Origin of the sequence: Arenimonas sp. (genome assembly GCF_041919775.1) — a bacterium.
Lineage (GTDB): Bacteria > Pseudomonadota > Gammaproteobacteria > Xanthomonadales > Xanthomonadaceae > Arenimonas.
On sequence record NZ_JAYRTE010000034.1, the window covers coordinates 1 to 14,406 of the forward strand.

Sequence of the window (14,406 nt, forward strand, 5' to 3'; positions counted from 1 at the left end):
CCTTCTTTGCCAAGGGCAAAGTCCAAAGATTCGCGCCTGAAGGCGCTCCTACGCCAGGGTCGCTGCGGTATCCTCGGCGCCATGACGAGCCTGCCCGCAACCCCGCGCATCGCCTTCCTCGCCAGCTCCACGCCCGAGGCCCAGGCGGCCCGCGAGCACTTCACGGCCGGCTTCGGCCAGGTGGCGCCGGAGGAAGCCGACGTGCTGTGCGTGCTCGGCGGCGACGGCTTCATGCTGCACACGCTGCACCGGCACGGCGCGCTCGGGAAGCCGGTGTACGGCATGAAGCTGGGCACGGTCGGCTTCCTGATGAACCAGTACCGGCCCGAGCACCTGCTTGAACGCCTGCAGGCCGCGCACGCCACCGTGCTGCGGCCGCTGGAAATGACGGCGACCTCGGAATCAGGCGCGACGGTGTCGCTGCTGGCCTACAACGAAGTGTCGATGCTGCGGCAGACCCGCCAGACCGCCCACCTGCGCATCTCGCTCAACGGCCAGGTGCGGCTGGACGAGCTGGTCTGCGACGGCGCCCTGGTGGCGACCCCGGCCGGCAGCACGGCCTACAACTTCTCGGCGCACGGGCCGATCCTGCCCCTGGGCTCGCAGGTGATCGCGCTGACGCCGATCGCCGCCTTCCGGCCGCGGCGCTGGCGCGGCGCGCTGCTGCGGTCCGACACCGAGATCCGCATCGAGGTGCTCGACGGCCACAAGCGGCCGGTCAGCGCCACCGCCGACTCCCACGAGGTGCGCGACGTCACCGAGATCACCGTGCGCGAATCGCTCGAACGCACGGTGACCCTGCTGTTCGACCCCGAGCACAACCTCGAGGAACGCATCCTCAACGAGCAGTTCATCACCTGAGCCGTCGCGGCCGGTGAGACAGCCGCCGGCGACAATGCCCCCATGGCCCCGAATTCCCTCCCGCCCGAATCCCCCTCAGACCGCCTAGTCGTCGCCATCACGGCGCGCGCCCTGTTCGACCTCGAGGACAGCCATGCGCTGTTCCAGGCCAGCGGCCTGCAGGCCTACGCCGACTTCCAGCGCAGCCGCGAAAAGGACGTCCTGGCCCCGGGCATCGCCTTCCCGCTGGTGCAGAAGCTGCTGGCGCTCAACGAAGGCGCGCCGGCCGAGGCGCCGCGCGTCGAAGTCGTGCTGCTGTCGCGCAATTCCTCCGACACCGGCCTGCGCATCTTCAATTCGATTCGCCATTACGGGCTGGGCATCGTGCGCGCGGTGTTCACCAGCGGCGCGGAAACCTGGCCCTACATCCGGCCCTTCGGCGCCCAGCTGTTCCTGTCGGCCAACCCGGACTCGGTGCGCAGCGCGCTGGAACACGGCGTCGCCGCAGCCACCATCCTGCCGTCCAAGCCGCCCGAACGCACCCACGACCAGCTGCGCATCGCCTTCGACGGCGACGCGGTCATCTTCGGCGATGAATCCGAGCGGGTGTCGCGGCTGTCGGGCCTGGCGGCCTTCCACGACAACGAGACCAGCCGCGCCGCCGAGGCGCTGTCGGGCGGGCCGTTCAAGGGGTTCCTGGCGGCGCTGCACAAGCTGCAGGAAGCCTTCCCGGTCGGCGAGGATTCGCCGATCCGCACGGCCCTGGTCACCGCGCGCTCGGCGCCGGCGCATGAGCGCGTCATCCTGACCCTGCGCGAGTGGGGCGTGCGCCTGGACGAGGCGATGTTCCTGGGCGGGCGCGACAAGGGCCCGTTCCTGGAAACCTTCGGTGCCGACATCTTCTTCGACGATTCCCAGCACAACGTCGACAACGCCCGGCGACACGTCGCCACCGGCCACGTGCCCTTCGGCGTCACCAACGAGCCCTAGCCGGGCGCGGCCGCCGGCACGCGCCGGCGCATCGCGTGGACGGACCAGGCGATCGCGGCCACCGCCGCGCCGGCAGCGAAGGCCGCGGGGCCGGCGCCCACCCGTTCCCACATCAGCGCCGCCAGCCCGGCGCCCAGCACGCCGCCGACGCCGGAACTGAAGCCGTAGAGCAGGCTCTGCCCGGCCACGGCCCGCCGGCCAGGGAAGTAGTCGGTGATCAGCCGCATGCAGCAGGCGTGGAAGGTGGCGAAGCTCAGTGCGTGCGTGGTCTGCGCCAGCGCCATCATCCAGAACAGGTCGGCGAAGGCCGCCACCAGCCCCCAGCGCAGCACCGTGACGCCCAGGCACACGCTGAGCAGCCGGGCCGCACCGAACCTGGCGATCAGCCGCGGCGCCTGCCAGAACATCGCGATCTCGACCAGCACGCCGATCGCCCAGAGGCCGCCGATCGCCGCGCCCGAATGCCCGGCCGCCTGCAGGTGCAGGGTGTAGAAGACGTAGAACGGCCCGAAACCCAGCTGCATCAGCATCGCCACCAGCAGGAAACGGCGCACGCCCGGGCGCTTGAACAGGTGCCCGGCTTCCGCGATCGCCGGGCCGCCGTGCTCCGGCGGCCGGTCGTGCCGGTGTGGCCAGGCGGCCAGCGCCATCGCCACGAACAGGGGCAGGGTGAGCCAGGGAAACGCCGTCGCGCCGACCCGGTCCATCAGCGCGCCGTAGCTCGACGCCACCAGCAGGAAACCCACCGAGCCCCAGACCCGCAGGCGTCCATACATTTCCGGGCTGGGGCCCAGCGCGGTCAGCGTCATGGCCTCGAACTGCGGCATTACCGCGTTGTAGAACAGCCCGAAAACCGCCATCACGCCCAACAGGGCCCAGGCCTGGTCGGTGTAGAGGAATCCGCCGAAACACAGCGCTGTCGCGACGCAGCCGGCGACGAACCATTCGCCCGGACGCGCACTGCGCCCGGCCAGTGCGGCCCAGGCGGGCGGCGCGATGATGCGCGTGCCGTACCAGAGCCCCAGCATCGCGCCGATCACGAAGCCGCCGTGCCCGAGCGCGTCCACCCAGCGGCCCACGTAGGGCGTGTAGGCACCCAGCGCGGCGTAGTACCAGAAATAGAAGGCGGCGAAACGCCAGAGAGGACGGGGCATCGTGGCTGGGCAGGAAAAAGAAAGGCCGGGCCCGAAGGCCCGGCCGTCGCATCATCGCTGTTCCCGTGGCGCGGGGGTACTAGCGCACCCGGCGGCGGTCCAGCGCGCCGCCCTCGTCGCGGTCGCGCGGCGCCCGGCGGATCGTCTCGCGCAGCGCCAGCACGCGCGTTTCCAGCGTGCCCAGCCGGGTCTGGTCCTTGAGCTCGAGGAATCGCAGCTCGAAGGGCGCGCCGTAGCCCATCGGCAGATTGCCCGGGCCGAAGGCCAGGTCGAGTTTGCGTTCGCCCGCCTCGAGCCAGTTGGCCGAATGCGCCTGGGCCACCGGCGCGGACTGACCCGACGGCCCGGTGGCATAGAGCACGCCGCGCAGTTCGTAGCGGCCCGGGGCCGCCACCTGCACCGGCAGGCTGAACTTCACGCTGCCCGGGTCGAAGGCATAGTCGCCGCCCAGTCGGGCCGTCGGCCGGCTGACTTCGATCGCGGTGCGGGCGTCACGCTGTACCGGGCCGTCCTTGCTGGCGGCACCCGCGAACAGCTGGACTTCCCACAGCCCCGGCGTCGGGTCGGCGTCCAGCGGAAGCTGGCCGCTGGCCTTGCCGTTGCGGACCGACATCGGCCAGGACTGCCCCGACGGTGACACCAGCTGCGCCTGCACGACGCCGCCTTCGATCAACGCCTTGCCGCGGCGCAGGCTGGTGGCGACCTCGACGGTGTCGCCGGCCAGCAGGCGGCTGCTTTCGGCCTGCGCCAGCAGCACCACGCTGCTGTGCGGCTCGAAGACATGCACCAGGTAACGACCCGAGGCCTTGCCCATCTGCAGCTGGAAGCGGCCCTGGCCCAGCGAGTCGTCGAGCTGCACGATCACGGTGCCGTCGGGCACGTCCATGCCGGCCTGCTTGAGCTGGCCGGTCGTGGCCAGGCGCTTGAAGGCCGAGGCGGGCAGGGGCCGGCCGTCGCGCAGCAGGCGGACCTCGCCCGGGTCGACGGAGGCGGATTTCACCCGGGCTTCCGGGCTGATCCGCACCAGCGCCCCGGGCGCCGTGGTGGTGAGCCCGAAGCCGGCCTTGAGCTGGCCGGCGTCAACGGCCGCCCAGTATTCGCGGCTTTCGGCCAGGTGCGGAGCATCGGCCGCCAGCTCGGTGGCCGGATCCATCGCCCAGGCCATGGCCACGGGCTGGCGTTCGAATTCGCCCCCGGGAAGCGGCGCTGCGACCAGTTTCGAAGGCTGCTGGTCGGCTGCGCCGGGTGGCAGCAGGCTGGCAGCCTGGGCCGAGGAGAAGGCAAGGCTGATGAAACAGGCAAGAAGTGTCTTGTTCATGGCTCAGGCCCCCATGTCCGAACGCAGGATGGAATCGAGCCCGAAGCAGGCGCGGCGGCTCTGGTTGTGCGACAGCGGTTCACGGCCGCGCATGCGCGCCTTGTCCTGGAACCAGACGCTGCCGGCCGCCGACTGGCTCGAGCACTCCAGGAAGCCATCCGAGCACGAACTCAGCCAGTTCTGCGTGGTTTCCAGGCCGACGTTTTCGGCATACCCCCCGCAGTAGCTGTCCGAATCCCAGATCGCCGAATCCACGTCGGTGCCGACCACGCTGCGGAAGGGTTTGGGCAGGGCCGGGCGACCGCTGGTGCCGTACAGCCAGCTGCCGTTGTAGCTGGCCATCCAGCTGGTCTGCTGCATGCGCACGGCGTCGTTCTGGTAGCCGAGCAGCCAGCCCAGCGCGCCTTCGAACACGTTGCCGTTGATCACCGCGTTGGCCAGCGGCGTGCCGGCCGAGGACGGCGCCAGGGCGTTCACGCGCACGGTCTTGCTGATGATGTTCGGGTAGCGGCTGTCCCAGGTCGGGTTCGACAGGATCCAGCGCATGACGTTGCCGCCGTTGCTGTGGGTGATGACGATAAGCCGGGTGATGCCGCGGGCCTTGATGAAGCCATCGAGCTGGCCCGCGAGGCAGCCGGCCGCCGCGCTGTCCCACATGTATTTGGTGAAGTCGCAGTTGATCACCACGTAGTTGGCGGAATTGGGCAGGCCGCCGCGCACGTTGTTGACGAAGCTGGACGTCCAGTAGTCGGCGGTGGCGTTGGTCTGCTTGCCCGTGCCATGCACGAAGGCGACGCCGGTGTTGGCGCTGCACACGCCCGAAAATGCCGCCAAGGCGGCGAAGATTAAATAGCGCACGATCCCTCCCCAGGAATTCGATGCGAAACGTGGTGTCCCCGTCCCTGCGTAACCCCGTCCGGTGGATTCCGGTGCTCCCCTGCGCCGGCGTATGGAGACCCACCCTACGGGCAAATCCGTGACGGTCAACACATTTCGATGCTGCAGTGCGGCAGCGTATGGCCGAAAACGCCGTCAGAACTCCAGCTCAAGCGCCGCGCACAGGTAATCGACCAGCGGCACGACGCCCTTGAAGCCCGACACCACCGCCTGGCGCAGGCGCGGACCAAGCACCACCTCGTCCTCCAGGGAATAACCGGCGGTGAAGTCCTTGCGCCTGAGGTCGTCGATCAGCGGGTGCTCGGCCGGAAAACCTCGCGGCGCGCGCACCAGGCTGTCGCCCCACATCTCGTAGCGCCGGCGGAAGGCCGGGCTGCGCACGGCCTGGGTCCAGCCGGAGGGATTGTCGACGATGAACTCGCGGATCCGGCGCTGCACGTCCGGCTCCGGGTGCCAGATGCCGCCGCCCAGGAAACTGTTGCCCGGCTGGATGTGCAGGTAGAACGACGGCGCCGGCACCTGCTTGCTGCGGGCATGGAAAAAACGGGCGCCGCCCCAGGTCTTGTAGGGGGTCTTGTCGTTGGAAAAGCGGGTGTCGCGGTGGATCCGGAACAGCGAACCGCCGTTGCCGCGCGGGTCGGCCCGGTAATGCGGGCTGATCGCCAGCAGGTCGGGTTCGAGATCGCCGATCAGCCGCTGGAACGGGCCCTTGAGGTGGGCCTCGTAGTCCTTGCGGTGCTCCTCGAACCAGGGGCGGTTGTTGTTGCGCGCCAGCGCCCGCAGGAACCTGAAGGTCTTGTCGCTGAAATAGGTGCTCATGACAGGGATCGCCGGATGTCGTGGCCCCAGGCCTCCAGGGCGTCAAGCCAGGCCTGCTTCGGGCCGGGTTCGGATTCCGCCCTCAGCCGGGCGATGGCGGCGAAATACGTCGTGAAGTCGTACTCGCTAAGCGTCTCGCCGGCGAGGCGCGTGCGTCGGTAGTCGTCCCAGCGCTGGATTTCGGCCGGGTCCAGGCTGTCGGGCCAGTTGCGGGCGCGATACCGGAACAGCAGTTCGCCGTAGCGCGGGTCGCTGAACTGGTCCGCCAGCACGGCAAGCCCGGCTGGCGGCGTGCTGCGCACGCGCGGGAACAGCCGCTTGTCGCCGTCGGCCGGGAATCCGTCGTACAGCGCCGCATCGGCATCGGCCGGCTCGAGCGCGGCCTCCACCGCGAAGGCGCGGCGCACGCGCTCGCCCAGGCCGGGGGCAGTGCGCAGCGTTTCCGCCCGGGCCAGGCAGGCGTCGCGGTCGATGCCGAGGCGTTCGAAATCGGCGTCGCGCAGGTGCGCCAGCGGCAGCAGCACCGGGCATTTGTTGGTGTGCACTTCCTTGAGCGGGATGCGCTGTTCGCCCTCGGGCAGGTCGGCTCTGCGGACGAAGATGCGCTCCGCGATGTCCTCGGGAGGCATATCCAGCCAGCGGGCCGGATCCTCGTCCAGGCTGGCGACGATCACCCGCGACTCGATGCGCGGGTGCCGCGCGATCGGCGCCACCAGCGCCGCGCAGTGCCGGCTGGCGGGGTAGCGCGAGGAAATGTGCAGCAGCGGCGTCATGTTGGCCACGTCCAGCAGGCCGCCGACCTGGCGCTTGTTGCGCAGCGAAAACGCGTAGTCCCAGAGCCGCGGCTGCGCGGCCCTGAACTTCCGGGCCAGGCCGATCAGCGCGCGCACGTCGCTCAGCGCCTCGTGGGCGTCGCCTTCGCGCACGCCGTTGGCTTCGGCCAGGTGTTCGAGCTTGAAGCTCGGCGCGCCGTCTTCGCGCCGGGGCCATTCCAGTCCGTCGGGGCGCAGCGCTTCGGCGAGGCGCAGCACGTCGAGCAGGTCCCAGCGCGAGTTGCCGTTGCGCCATTCGCGTTCGTAGGGGTCGTGGAAATTGCGGTACAGGCCGAAGCGCACGAACTCGTCGTCGAACCGGATCGAGTTGTAGCCGACGGCGCAGGTGCCCGGCTGGGCGAATTCCTCGTGCAGCCGCGCCATGAATTCGGCCTCGCGCAGGCCCTCGGCCAGCGCCCGCTGCGGCGTGATGCCGGTGATCATCGTGGCTTCAGGCGAGGGCAGCAGGTCCTTGGCCGGCTGGCAGAACAGGCTGATCGGGTCTCCGACCGGATTGAGCTGCGTGTCGGTACGCTGGGCGGCGAACTGGGCGATGCGCGTGCGCCGCGGGTCGCGGCCGAAGGTTTCCAGGTCGTACCAGAGGAAGGTGTCGGCCACGGACTCAGGCCTCGTGCCGCGGCATCAGGCCGGCATCGCCGGCAGGCGGGCCTGCACCAGCGCGTCGGCGGCGGCCAGGTCCACGTCTTCGATCGTGCGGCAGCCGCGCGTGGCTTCGACCAGGATTTCGCGCTGCAGCTTCCCGCGCTCCAGCGCGACCGCGTAGGGCACGCAGGTGAAGCTGACCATCGAATAACGCGGCACGAAGTGGCCCGGGTGCCGGCGTGCCAGCACCTGTTCGAGCGCGCGCTGGAGTAGGTAGTCGTCGTCGTCGACGCGGTCGCGCATCTCGACGTAGTTTTCCAGCGCCATCGTCTGGATGGCTTCGGCATTCGGCCGGCGCTCGGCTTCGAAGCCGGCGAATGCGCTCTCGAAATCCGGTGCTTCCGCCAGGTGCCGGTCCAGGGCCAGGCAGTCCTCGAAAGCGCAGTTCATGCCCTGGCCGTGGAAAGGCACCATCGCGTGGGCGGCGTCGCCCAGCAGCACCGCGCGGCCATCGAGCCGCCAGTTGTCCAGGTGCAGGGTGCCCAGGCCGCTGACCGGGTTGTTGGTCCAGTCGGCGTCGAAGTCCGGCAGCAGCGGCAGCGCATCGGCGAAGTCGCGTTCGAAGAAAGCGCGGGCCGCCGCCAGGTCGGGCAGGGCCGCGAAGCTGCGTTCGCCCTGCATCGGCAGGAACAGCGTGACGGTGAAGGTTTTTTCGGTATTGGGCAGGGCGATGCACATGTAGTCGCCGCGCGGCCAGATGTGCAGGGCGTTGGGCTCGATGCGGAAACCGCCGTCGGCCGCGGGCGGGATTTCCAGCTCCTTGTAGCCGTGCAGCAGCGGTTCGAAGCGTTCGCCCAGCGCCACGTGCGGGCGCATGGCCTCGCGAAGCCCGGAGCCGGCGCCGTCGGCGCCCAGCAGGGCTTCGAAGGGCTGCGGCTGCGCGGTGCGGTCGTGGTCGTTGACGAAAAGGGCCACGCGCCGGCCGAAGTCGACGCTGTCCAGGCGCTGGTTGAAATGGATGCGCGCCCCGGCCGCCTCGGCGGCGTCGAGCAGGGCGATGTTGAGCCGGCCCCGGTGCACCGACCAGATGACTTCGCTGTCGTCCAGGCCGTAGCGCTGCAGCATCGGCTCGCCGCCGTCCAGCGGGTGCACCATGCGGCCGCGCATCATCACCGCCTGCGCCATCACCGCGTCCTGCAGGCCGGCCTGGCGCAGGGCGTGCAGGCCGCGTTCGGCCAGGGCGAGGTTGATCGAACGGCCCCCTTCGTAACCGCGGCGGCGCGGGTCGGGGCGCTTCTCGAAAACGTCCACCGACAGGCCGCGGCGGGCCAGCAGGGTGGCCAGCAGGGCACCGGCGAGGCCGGCCCCGACGATCGTCACCGGTGCGCGCGGGGTCATGCCACGCTCCCGGCCGGTGCCGACCAGGCTTCGACGGCGGCGATGAAGCGGCTGATGTCGCTGAAGCGGTTGTACAGCGGCACCGGCGAGATGCGGATGACGTCGGGTTCGCGCCAGTCGCCGACGATGCCCTGCGCGACGAGGTAGTCGAACAGCGCGCGGCCCTGGTCACGGCCGGCGCGCACGCGCAGCGACAGCTGGCAGCCCCTGCGTTCCGGCTGCGCCGGCGTGACGATTTCCAGCACGCTCGGCAGCCGCGCCAGCACCTGGGCTTCGAGGTAAGCGGTGAGCTTCTCGGACTTCGCGCGCAGCGCCGGCAGGCCCGCCTGCGAGAACAGGTCGAGCGACACCCGCAGCGGTGCGAGCGCCAGGATCGGCGGGTTGCTCAGCTGCCAGCCGTCGGCGCCGGGCGTGGGCTGGAACTCCGGCCCCATCCTGAACCGGCTGGCCTGGTCGTGGCCCCACCAGCCGGCGAAACGCGGCCGGTCGGTGGTGGCGTGGCGTTCGTGTACGAAGGCGCCGGACACCGCGCCGGGACCGGAGTTCAGGTATTTGTAGCTGCACCAGGCGGCGAAGTCGGCGCCGCTGTCGTGCAGGGCCAGCGGCAGGTTGCCGGCCGCGTGCGCGAGGTCGAAGCCAACCACGCATCCCTTCGCATGCGCCAGCCGGGTGATTTCCTTGAGGTCGAAGGCCTGGCCGGTGCGGTACTGCACGCCCGGCCACATCACCAGGGCGACGCGGTGGCCGCGTTCGTCCAGCGCACGCTCGATGGCGGCCATCGAGATCGTGCCGTTGGCTTCGTCGGGCTGGACCTCGATAAGGTCGGTCGCCGGGTCGAAACCGTGGAAGCGCAGCTGCGAGGCCATCGCGTACTGGTCGGACGGGAACGCGCCGGCTTCCATCAGGATGGCCGGTCTCTCCGGCGTCGGGCGGTAGAAGCTGACCATCAGCAGGTGCAGGTTGGCGGTGAGCGAGTTCATCGCCACCACTTCCGACGGCTGCGCGCCGGCGATGAGGGCCAGGCCGTCGCGCACTTCGTTGTGGTAGGGCATCCACGGATGTTTGCCGTGGAAATGCGCTTCGACGCCCAGCGCAGCCCAGTCGTCGAGCTCCTGCAGCAGGGCCTCGCGCACGCCGCGCGGCTGCAGGCCCAGCGAATTGCCGCAGAAATAGGTCTGCTCGCCGTCGCCGTGGCGGGGAATCAGGAACTGGTCGCGGAACCCGCGCAGCGCGTCTTCGGCGTCCAGGCGCTCGGCCGCGATCGTGTGCAGCTCGCTCATTCGAACCTCGAACGGGGCAGGCCCAGCCATTCCAGCGCGGTGCCGTGGTAGAGCCGCGCCTGGTCGGTTTCGTTGAGGCCCAGGTTGGCGATGCCGGCGCCCGGCTCCTGTTCGCCCAGCGGGAAGGGGTAGTCGGTGCCCAGCATCACCCGCGGCACGCCGACGGTGTCGAGCAGGTAGCGCAGGGCGCGCTCGTCGGCGACCCAGGAATCGAAATACAGGCGGGGCAGGTAGCTGCGCGGATTGTGCGGGTTGTCGGTGGCGACCAGGTCCGGGCGCATGTTGAAGCCGTGTTCGATGCGGCCGATGGTGTAAGGAAAACTGCCGCCACCGTGGGCCAGGCAGACCTTCAGGCGCGGGAAACGCTCGAGCACGCCGCCGAAGATCAGCGCGCAGGCGGCGCGGCTCTGTTCGGCCGGCATGCCCACCAGCCACGGCATCCAGTACTTGGGCATGGACTCGGTGCCCATCATGTCCCAGGGGTGCACCAGGATCGCCGCGCCCAGGTCCTGCGCCGCTTCGAAGAAGGGCTGCAGTTCGGCGGCGTCGAGGTTCCAGTCGTTGATGTGCGAGCCGATCTGCACGCCCTGCAGGTCGAGCTGGTCCATGCAGCGTTCCAGTTCCTGCACCGCGAGGCGAGGCGACTGCAGCGGCACGGTGCCGATGCCGGCGCAGTGCCTGCGGTGGTCGCGGCAGGCTTCGGCCATGTGGTCGTTCAGGGCCTGGTGCAGCTCCAGCGCGTGCTGGGCCTTCGCCCAGTAGCTGAACATCACCGGCACCGTGCTCAGCACTTGCACCTGCACGCCGAAGCGCGCGTAGTCGGCGATGCGTTCGGCCGGGTCCCAGGTCTTGGACCAGATTTCCCGGAAGAACTTGCCGTCCTTGTAGATGCGGGCGCGACCTTCCTCGTGGTGGATCACCGGAAAGCGGGCGTCGCCGTACTTCTCGGCCAGGTTGGGCCAGGTTTTCGGCAGGTAGTGGGCGTGGCTGTCGATCTTGAGCATGGGCGGGATTCTAGCCGCTTTGGCGCCGGGACCGGCTTGGCGCCAGCACGACCGGTGAAAGCAGGTTGGCCGTGAAAAGGTCCAGCTCGAAAGGCATGGCTCAGCTCGCGTCGTATCTGGCGGGCGCCGGGTTGAGGTGCTTGCAGTCGGGACAGGTGCGGTTTTCAACCGAGCCGTAGAAACGATCGAAGATGGCCTGGAACTGCGTCTCGATGTTCTCCAGCTCGAAATACTCCGAGAACAGCGGGTGGTTGCACTTCTCGCAGTACCACAGCAGGCCGTCCTTCTCGCCGGCGCGGCGCTTGCGTTCGATCACCAGGCCGACGCCGCCGGCCATGCGCTGCGGCGAGTGCGGCACCTTGGGCGGCAGGTAGAACACCTCGCCGGCCCGGATCGGGATGTCGCGCACTTTGCCGTCTTCCTGGATCTTCAGGACCATCTCGCCTTCGATCTGGTGGAAGAATTCCGGCCCTTCCTCGATGTGGAAGTCGGTGCGCTGGTTGGGCCCGCCGACGATCATCACGATGAAATCGCCGTCGACGATGCACTTGTTGCCGACCGGCGGCTTGAGCAGGTGCCGGTGTTCGTCGATCCACTGCTGCAGGTTGAAGGCGTTGGGGATCATCGGTGCGACTCCGGATAGGCCGCCACGCACTTGAGCTCGATCGCGATCGGCGTGGGCAGGGCGCTGATGCCCAGCGTGGTGCGGCAGGGCGCCTTGTTGATGTCGGGGAAATATTCGGCCCAGACGCCGTTGTAGGCCTGGAAGTCGCGGCTCATGTCGGTCAGGTAGACGGTGACGTCGACCAGCCATTCCCAGCGGCAGTGGCTGGCCTCGAGCACCGCGCGCACGTTGGCGAAGACCGAGTGGCACTGGGTGACGATGTCGTAGTCGATCAGCCGGCCGGCGGCGTTGTAGACGTTGCCGGGGATGGCGTTGCTGCCCGGCGTGCGCGGGCCGATGCCCGACAGGAACAGCATCTGGCCGACCCGGCGCGCGTGCGGATACGCGCCCACCGGCCTCGGTGCGGTGTCGGTACGGAAGATGTCGCTCATGCCTGTTCCCCGAGGCGGCCGCGGATGTGGCTCATCGCCAGGGCATAGGCCTCCGGCAGTTCGTCGGTGCTGTCCACGCCCATGCCCAGTTCGCGCACGCGGCCGTCGAGCAGCGAATACACCCAGCCGTGCACGCTGAGCTTCTGGCCCCGCGACCAGGCGTCGCGGACGATCGTGGTTTCGCAGACGTTCACCACCTGCTCGACCACGTTGAGTTCGCAAAGACGGGCATGCCTGAGCGACTCGAGGTCGACCTCGGCGAGCAGCGGAGCATGCTTGTTGGCGACGTCGCCGACGTGGCGCAGCCAGTTGTCGGCCAGGCCCACGCGCGTGCCGGTCAGCGCGGCATGCACGCCGCCGCAGCCGTAGTGGCCGACCACGAGGATGTGTTCGACCTTCAGCACGTCCACCGCGAACTGGATGGTGCTCAGGCAGTTGAGGTCGGTGTGCACCACCACGTTGGCGATATTGCGGTGCACGAAGACCTCGCCGGGCATCAGGCCGGTGATCTGGTTGGCGGGCACGCGCGAATCCGAACAGCCGATCCACAGGTACTTCGGTGCCTGCAGCCCGGACAGGCGCTTGAAGAACTGCGGGTCTTCGGCCCGCACCTTTTCGGCCCATTCCTTGTTCTTGTCGAGCAGTTCCTTCAGCGGCATCGCTTCATCCCAGGTCGATGGTGACGTTCTTGGCTTCGGTGAAAAAGCGCATGGCTTCCCAGCCGCCCTCGCGGCCGATGCCCGACTGCTTGACGCCGCCGAAGGGCGTGCGCAGGTCGCGGTTCATCCAGGTGTTCACCCAGACCACGCCGGCGTCGATGGCGGCGGCCAGGCGGTGGGCGCGGCGCAGGTCGGAGGTCCAGAGGCTGGCGGCCAGGCCATAAGGGGCGGCGTTGGCCAGCGCGAGGGCGTCTTCGTCGCTGTCGAAGGCCTGCAGCGTGACGACGGGCCCGAAGATTTCCTCGGTATTGGTGCGGCAGGCCGGCCCCAGGCCTTCGATGATCGTCGGCGCGATGAACCAGCCGTCGGCGCAGCGGCCCGGTGGCGCCACGGCTTCGCCGCCGCAGAGCACGCGGCCGCCTTCGCTGCGGGCCAGTTCGATGCAGCCCATCACCTTGTCGAAGTGCGCCTTCGACACCACCGGCCCGACCTGGGTGGCCGCGTCCGCGGGGTCGCCGACCACCATGGCCCGGGCCCGCGCCACCAGCTCGTCACGGAAGTCGTCGTAGATGCTTGATTCGACCAGCAGGCGCGAACCGCACAGGCAGATCTGCCCGGAATTAAGGAAGGCCGAACGCTGGACGGTGTCGAGCAGCTTGTCCCGCGGCGCGTCGGCGAAGACCAGGGTCGGGTTCTTGCCGCCCAGCTCCAGCGACACCTTCTTCAGCGATCGCGCGCAGCTTTCGCCGATGCGCGTGCCGACCGCGGTGCTGCCGGTGAAGCTGACCGCCTTCACCTGTGGGTGGTCCACCAGCGCCTGGCCGACCTCGGCGCCGCGGCCCTGCACGATATTGAGCACGCCGGCCGGGAAACCGATCTCGCGCGCCAGCTCGCCCAGCATCCAGGCGGTGACCGGCGTTACCTCCGACGGCTTGCCGACCACGCAGTTGCCGGCGGCCAGGGCCGGCGCGATCTTCCAGGTGAACAGGTAGAGCGGCAGGTTCCAGGGGCTGATGCAGGCGACGACGCCCAGCGGCTGGCGCAGGGTGTAATTGACCACGCCCGGGCCGGCGTGGGATTCGCTGGCGAACTGGCTGGCGGCGGCGGCGAAGAAGCGCAGGTTGCTGGCGGCGCGCGGGATGTCCAGCGAGCGCGCGAGCGCCAGCGGTTTGCCGACATCGCGCGATTCGGCGGCGGCGAACTCCTCGAGCCGGGCTTCCAGCGCGTCGGCCAGGCGGTTCAGCCAGGCGGCGCGTTCGGCCGCGGGCAGCGCCGACCAGGCCGGGAAGGCGGCGCGGGCGGCCGCCACGGCGGCGCCCACGTCCTGTTCGGTGCCGGCGGGACATTGCGCGTAAACCGCGCCGGTCGCGGGCTCGAATACCTCCAGCCAGCCGCCGTCGGAGGCGGACCGGGCGTCACCGCCGATCAGGTGGCTCAGTCGCAGGCTCATGGCGGCAAGCTTACCCGGCCGCGTCGCCGTACGGACAGGTCAGGAGCCCAGGCCGCGTGTAGGAGCGCCTTCAGGCGCGAATCTCCTGACCTGGCCATTGGCCAGGAGAAGATTCGCGCCTGAAGG

14 protein-coding genes are annotated in these 14,406 nt (G+C 69.6%); 2 read left to right on the top strand and 12 right to left on the bottom strand.

What is annotated here, in order from left to right; genetic code table 11:
* Window positions 1–81 precede the first annotated feature (81 nt).
* Both ACE3TE_RS12605 and ACE3TE_RS12610 read left to right on the top strand, forming a co-directional pair.
* On the top strand, window positions 82–861 hold the full coding sequence (locus ACE3TE_RS12605) for an NAD kinase (RefSeq protein WP_374605483.1): 780 nt from the start codon (window positions 82–84) through the stop codon (window positions 859–861).
* A 42-nt stretch (window positions 862–903) separates the two neighbouring features.
* Window positions 904–1,830, top strand: coding sequence for a 5'-nucleotidase (locus tag ACE3TE_RS12610; RefSeq protein WP_374605485.1), 927 nt, complete (start codon window positions 904–906; stop codon window positions 1,828–1,830).
* Here ACE3TE_RS12610 and ACE3TE_RS12615 read toward each other — a convergent pair.
* From ACE3TE_RS12615 to ACE3TE_RS12670, 12 genes are all read right to left on the bottom strand, one after another.
* Window positions 1,827–2,984 carry an MFS transporter gene (locus ACE3TE_RS12615; protein WP_374605487.1) on the bottom strand — a complete coding sequence of 386 codons (1,158 nt, stop codon included), beginning with the start codon at window positions 2,982–2,984 and terminating at the stop codon, window positions 1,827–1,829. The genes ACE3TE_RS12610 and ACE3TE_RS12615 overlap by 4 nt on opposite strands.
* Window positions 2,985–3,063: 79 nt before the next feature.
* Complete coding sequence (locus tag ACE3TE_RS12620) at window positions 3,064–4,302, bottom strand: DUF4785 domain-containing protein (RefSeq protein ID WP_374605489.1); 1,239 nt, start codon at window positions 4,300–4,302, stop codon at window positions 3,064–3,066.
* A 3-nt stretch (window positions 4,303–4,305) separates the two neighbouring features.
* Window positions 4,306–5,118: a hypothetical protein gene (locus ACE3TE_RS12625; protein WP_374605491.1), complete on the bottom strand. Its 813-nt coding sequence runs from the start codon at window positions 5,116–5,118 to the stop codon at window positions 4,306–4,308.
* Between the two features lie 216 nt (window positions 5,119–5,334).
* Window positions 5,335–6,018 (bottom strand): DUF2461 domain-containing protein, encoded by a 684-nt coding sequence (locus tag ACE3TE_RS12630; protein WP_374605493.1) that lies wholly within the window; start codon window positions 6,016–6,018, stop codon window positions 5,335–5,337.
* The gene (gene sbcB / locus ACE3TE_RS12635) at window positions 6,015–7,448 is read right to left on the bottom strand and encodes an exodeoxyribonuclease I (RefSeq protein WP_374605495.1); all 1,434 of its coding nucleotides are present in this window, start codon (window positions 7,446–7,448) and stop codon (window positions 6,015–6,017) included. The genes ACE3TE_RS12630 and sbcB overlap by 4 nt, the downstream gene beginning before the upstream one ends.
* Window positions 7,449–7,472: 24 nt before the next feature.
* The gene (locus tag ACE3TE_RS12640; protein ID WP_374605497.1) at window positions 7,473–8,831 is read right to left on the bottom strand and encodes an FAD-dependent oxidoreductase; all 1,359 of its coding nucleotides are present in this window, start codon (window positions 8,829–8,831) and stop codon (window positions 7,473–7,475) included.
* The gene (kynU, locus tag ACE3TE_RS12645) at window positions 8,828–10,111 is read right to left on the bottom strand and encodes a kynureninase (RefSeq protein ID WP_374605499.1); all 1,284 of its coding nucleotides are present in this window, start codon (window positions 10,109–10,111) and stop codon (window positions 8,828–8,830) included. Before kynU ends, ACE3TE_RS12640 begins: the two co-directional genes overlap by 4 nt.
* Window positions 10,108–11,115 carry an amidohydrolase family protein gene (locus ACE3TE_RS12650; RefSeq protein ID WP_374605501.1) on the bottom strand — a complete coding sequence of 336 codons (1,008 nt, stop codon included), beginning with the start codon at window positions 11,113–11,115 and terminating at the stop codon, window positions 10,108–10,110. The genes kynU and ACE3TE_RS12650 overlap by 4 nt, the downstream gene beginning before the upstream one ends.
* 100 nt (window positions 11,116–11,215) lie before the next feature.
* Window positions 11,216–11,740, bottom strand: coding sequence for a 3-hydroxyanthranilate 3,4-dioxygenase (locus ACE3TE_RS12655; protein ID WP_374605503.1), 525 nt, complete (start codon window positions 11,738–11,740; stop codon window positions 11,216–11,218).
* Window positions 11,737–12,171, bottom strand: coding sequence for a RidA family protein (locus ACE3TE_RS12660; RefSeq protein ID WP_374605505.1), 435 nt, complete (start codon window positions 12,169–12,171; stop codon window positions 11,737–11,739). Before ACE3TE_RS12660 ends, ACE3TE_RS12655 begins: the two co-directional genes overlap by 4 nt.
* Window positions 12,168–12,830: a carbonate dehydratase gene (gene can, locus ACE3TE_RS12665; protein ID WP_374605507.1), complete on the bottom strand. Its 663-nt coding sequence runs from the start codon at window positions 12,828–12,830 to the stop codon at window positions 12,168–12,170. The genes ACE3TE_RS12660 and can overlap by 4 nt, the downstream gene beginning before the upstream one ends.
* Window positions 12,831–12,834: 4 nt before the next feature.
* Window positions 12,835–14,280: an aldehyde dehydrogenase gene (locus tag ACE3TE_RS12670; RefSeq protein WP_374605509.1), complete on the bottom strand. Its 1,446-nt coding sequence runs from the start codon at window positions 14,278–14,280 to the stop codon at window positions 12,835–12,837.
* Between the last annotated feature and the right edge of the window lie 126 nt (window positions 14,281–14,406).

Bases quoted from the DNA above. Each gene is read 5' to 3' on its own strand.
- ACE3TE_RS12605 (WP_374605483.1), top strand. From the start codon at position 82: ATGACGAGCCTGCCCGCAACCCCGCGCATCGCCTTCCTCGCCAGCTCC.
- ACE3TE_RS12610 (WP_374605485.1), top strand. From the start codon at position 904: ATGGCCCCGAATTCCCTCCCGCCCGAATCCCCCTCAGACCGCCTAGTC.
- ACE3TE_RS12615 (WP_374605487.1), bottom strand. From the start codon at position 2,984: ATGCCCCGTCCTCTCTGGCGTTTCGCCGCCTTCTATTTCTGGTACTAC.
- ACE3TE_RS12620 (WP_374605489.1), bottom strand. From the start codon at position 4,302: ATGAACAAGACACTTCTTGCCTGTTTCATCAGCCTTGCCTTCTCCTCG.
- ACE3TE_RS12630 (WP_374605493.1), bottom strand. From the start codon at position 6,018: ATGAGCACCTATTTCAGCGACAAGACCTTCAGGTTCCTGCGGGCGCTG.
- ACE3TE_RS12640 (WP_374605497.1), bottom strand. From the start codon at position 8,831: ATGACCCCGCGCGCACCGGTGACGATCGTCGGGGCCGGCCTCGCCGGT.
- kynU (WP_374605499.1), bottom strand. From the start codon at position 10,111: ATGAGCGAGCTGCACACGATCGCGGCCGAGCGCCTGGACGCCGAAGAC.
- ACE3TE_RS12650 (WP_374605501.1), bottom strand. From the start codon at position 11,115: ATGCTCAAGATCGACAGCCACGCCCACTACCTGCCGAAAACCTGGCCC.
- ACE3TE_RS12655 (WP_374605503.1), bottom strand. From the start codon at position 11,740: ATGATCCCCAACGCCTTCAACCTGCAGCAGTGGATCGACGAACACCGG.
- ACE3TE_RS12660 (WP_374605505.1), bottom strand. From the start codon at position 12,171: ATGAGCGACATCTTCCGTACCGACACCGCACCGAGGCCGGTGGGCGCG.
- can (WP_374605507.1), bottom strand. From the start codon at position 12,830: ATGCCGCTGAAGGAACTGCTCGACAAGAACAAGGAATGGGCCGAAAAG.
- ACE3TE_RS12670 (WP_374605509.1), bottom strand. From the start codon at position 14,280: ATGAGCCTGCGACTGAGCCACCTGATCGGCGGTGACGCCCGGTCCGCC.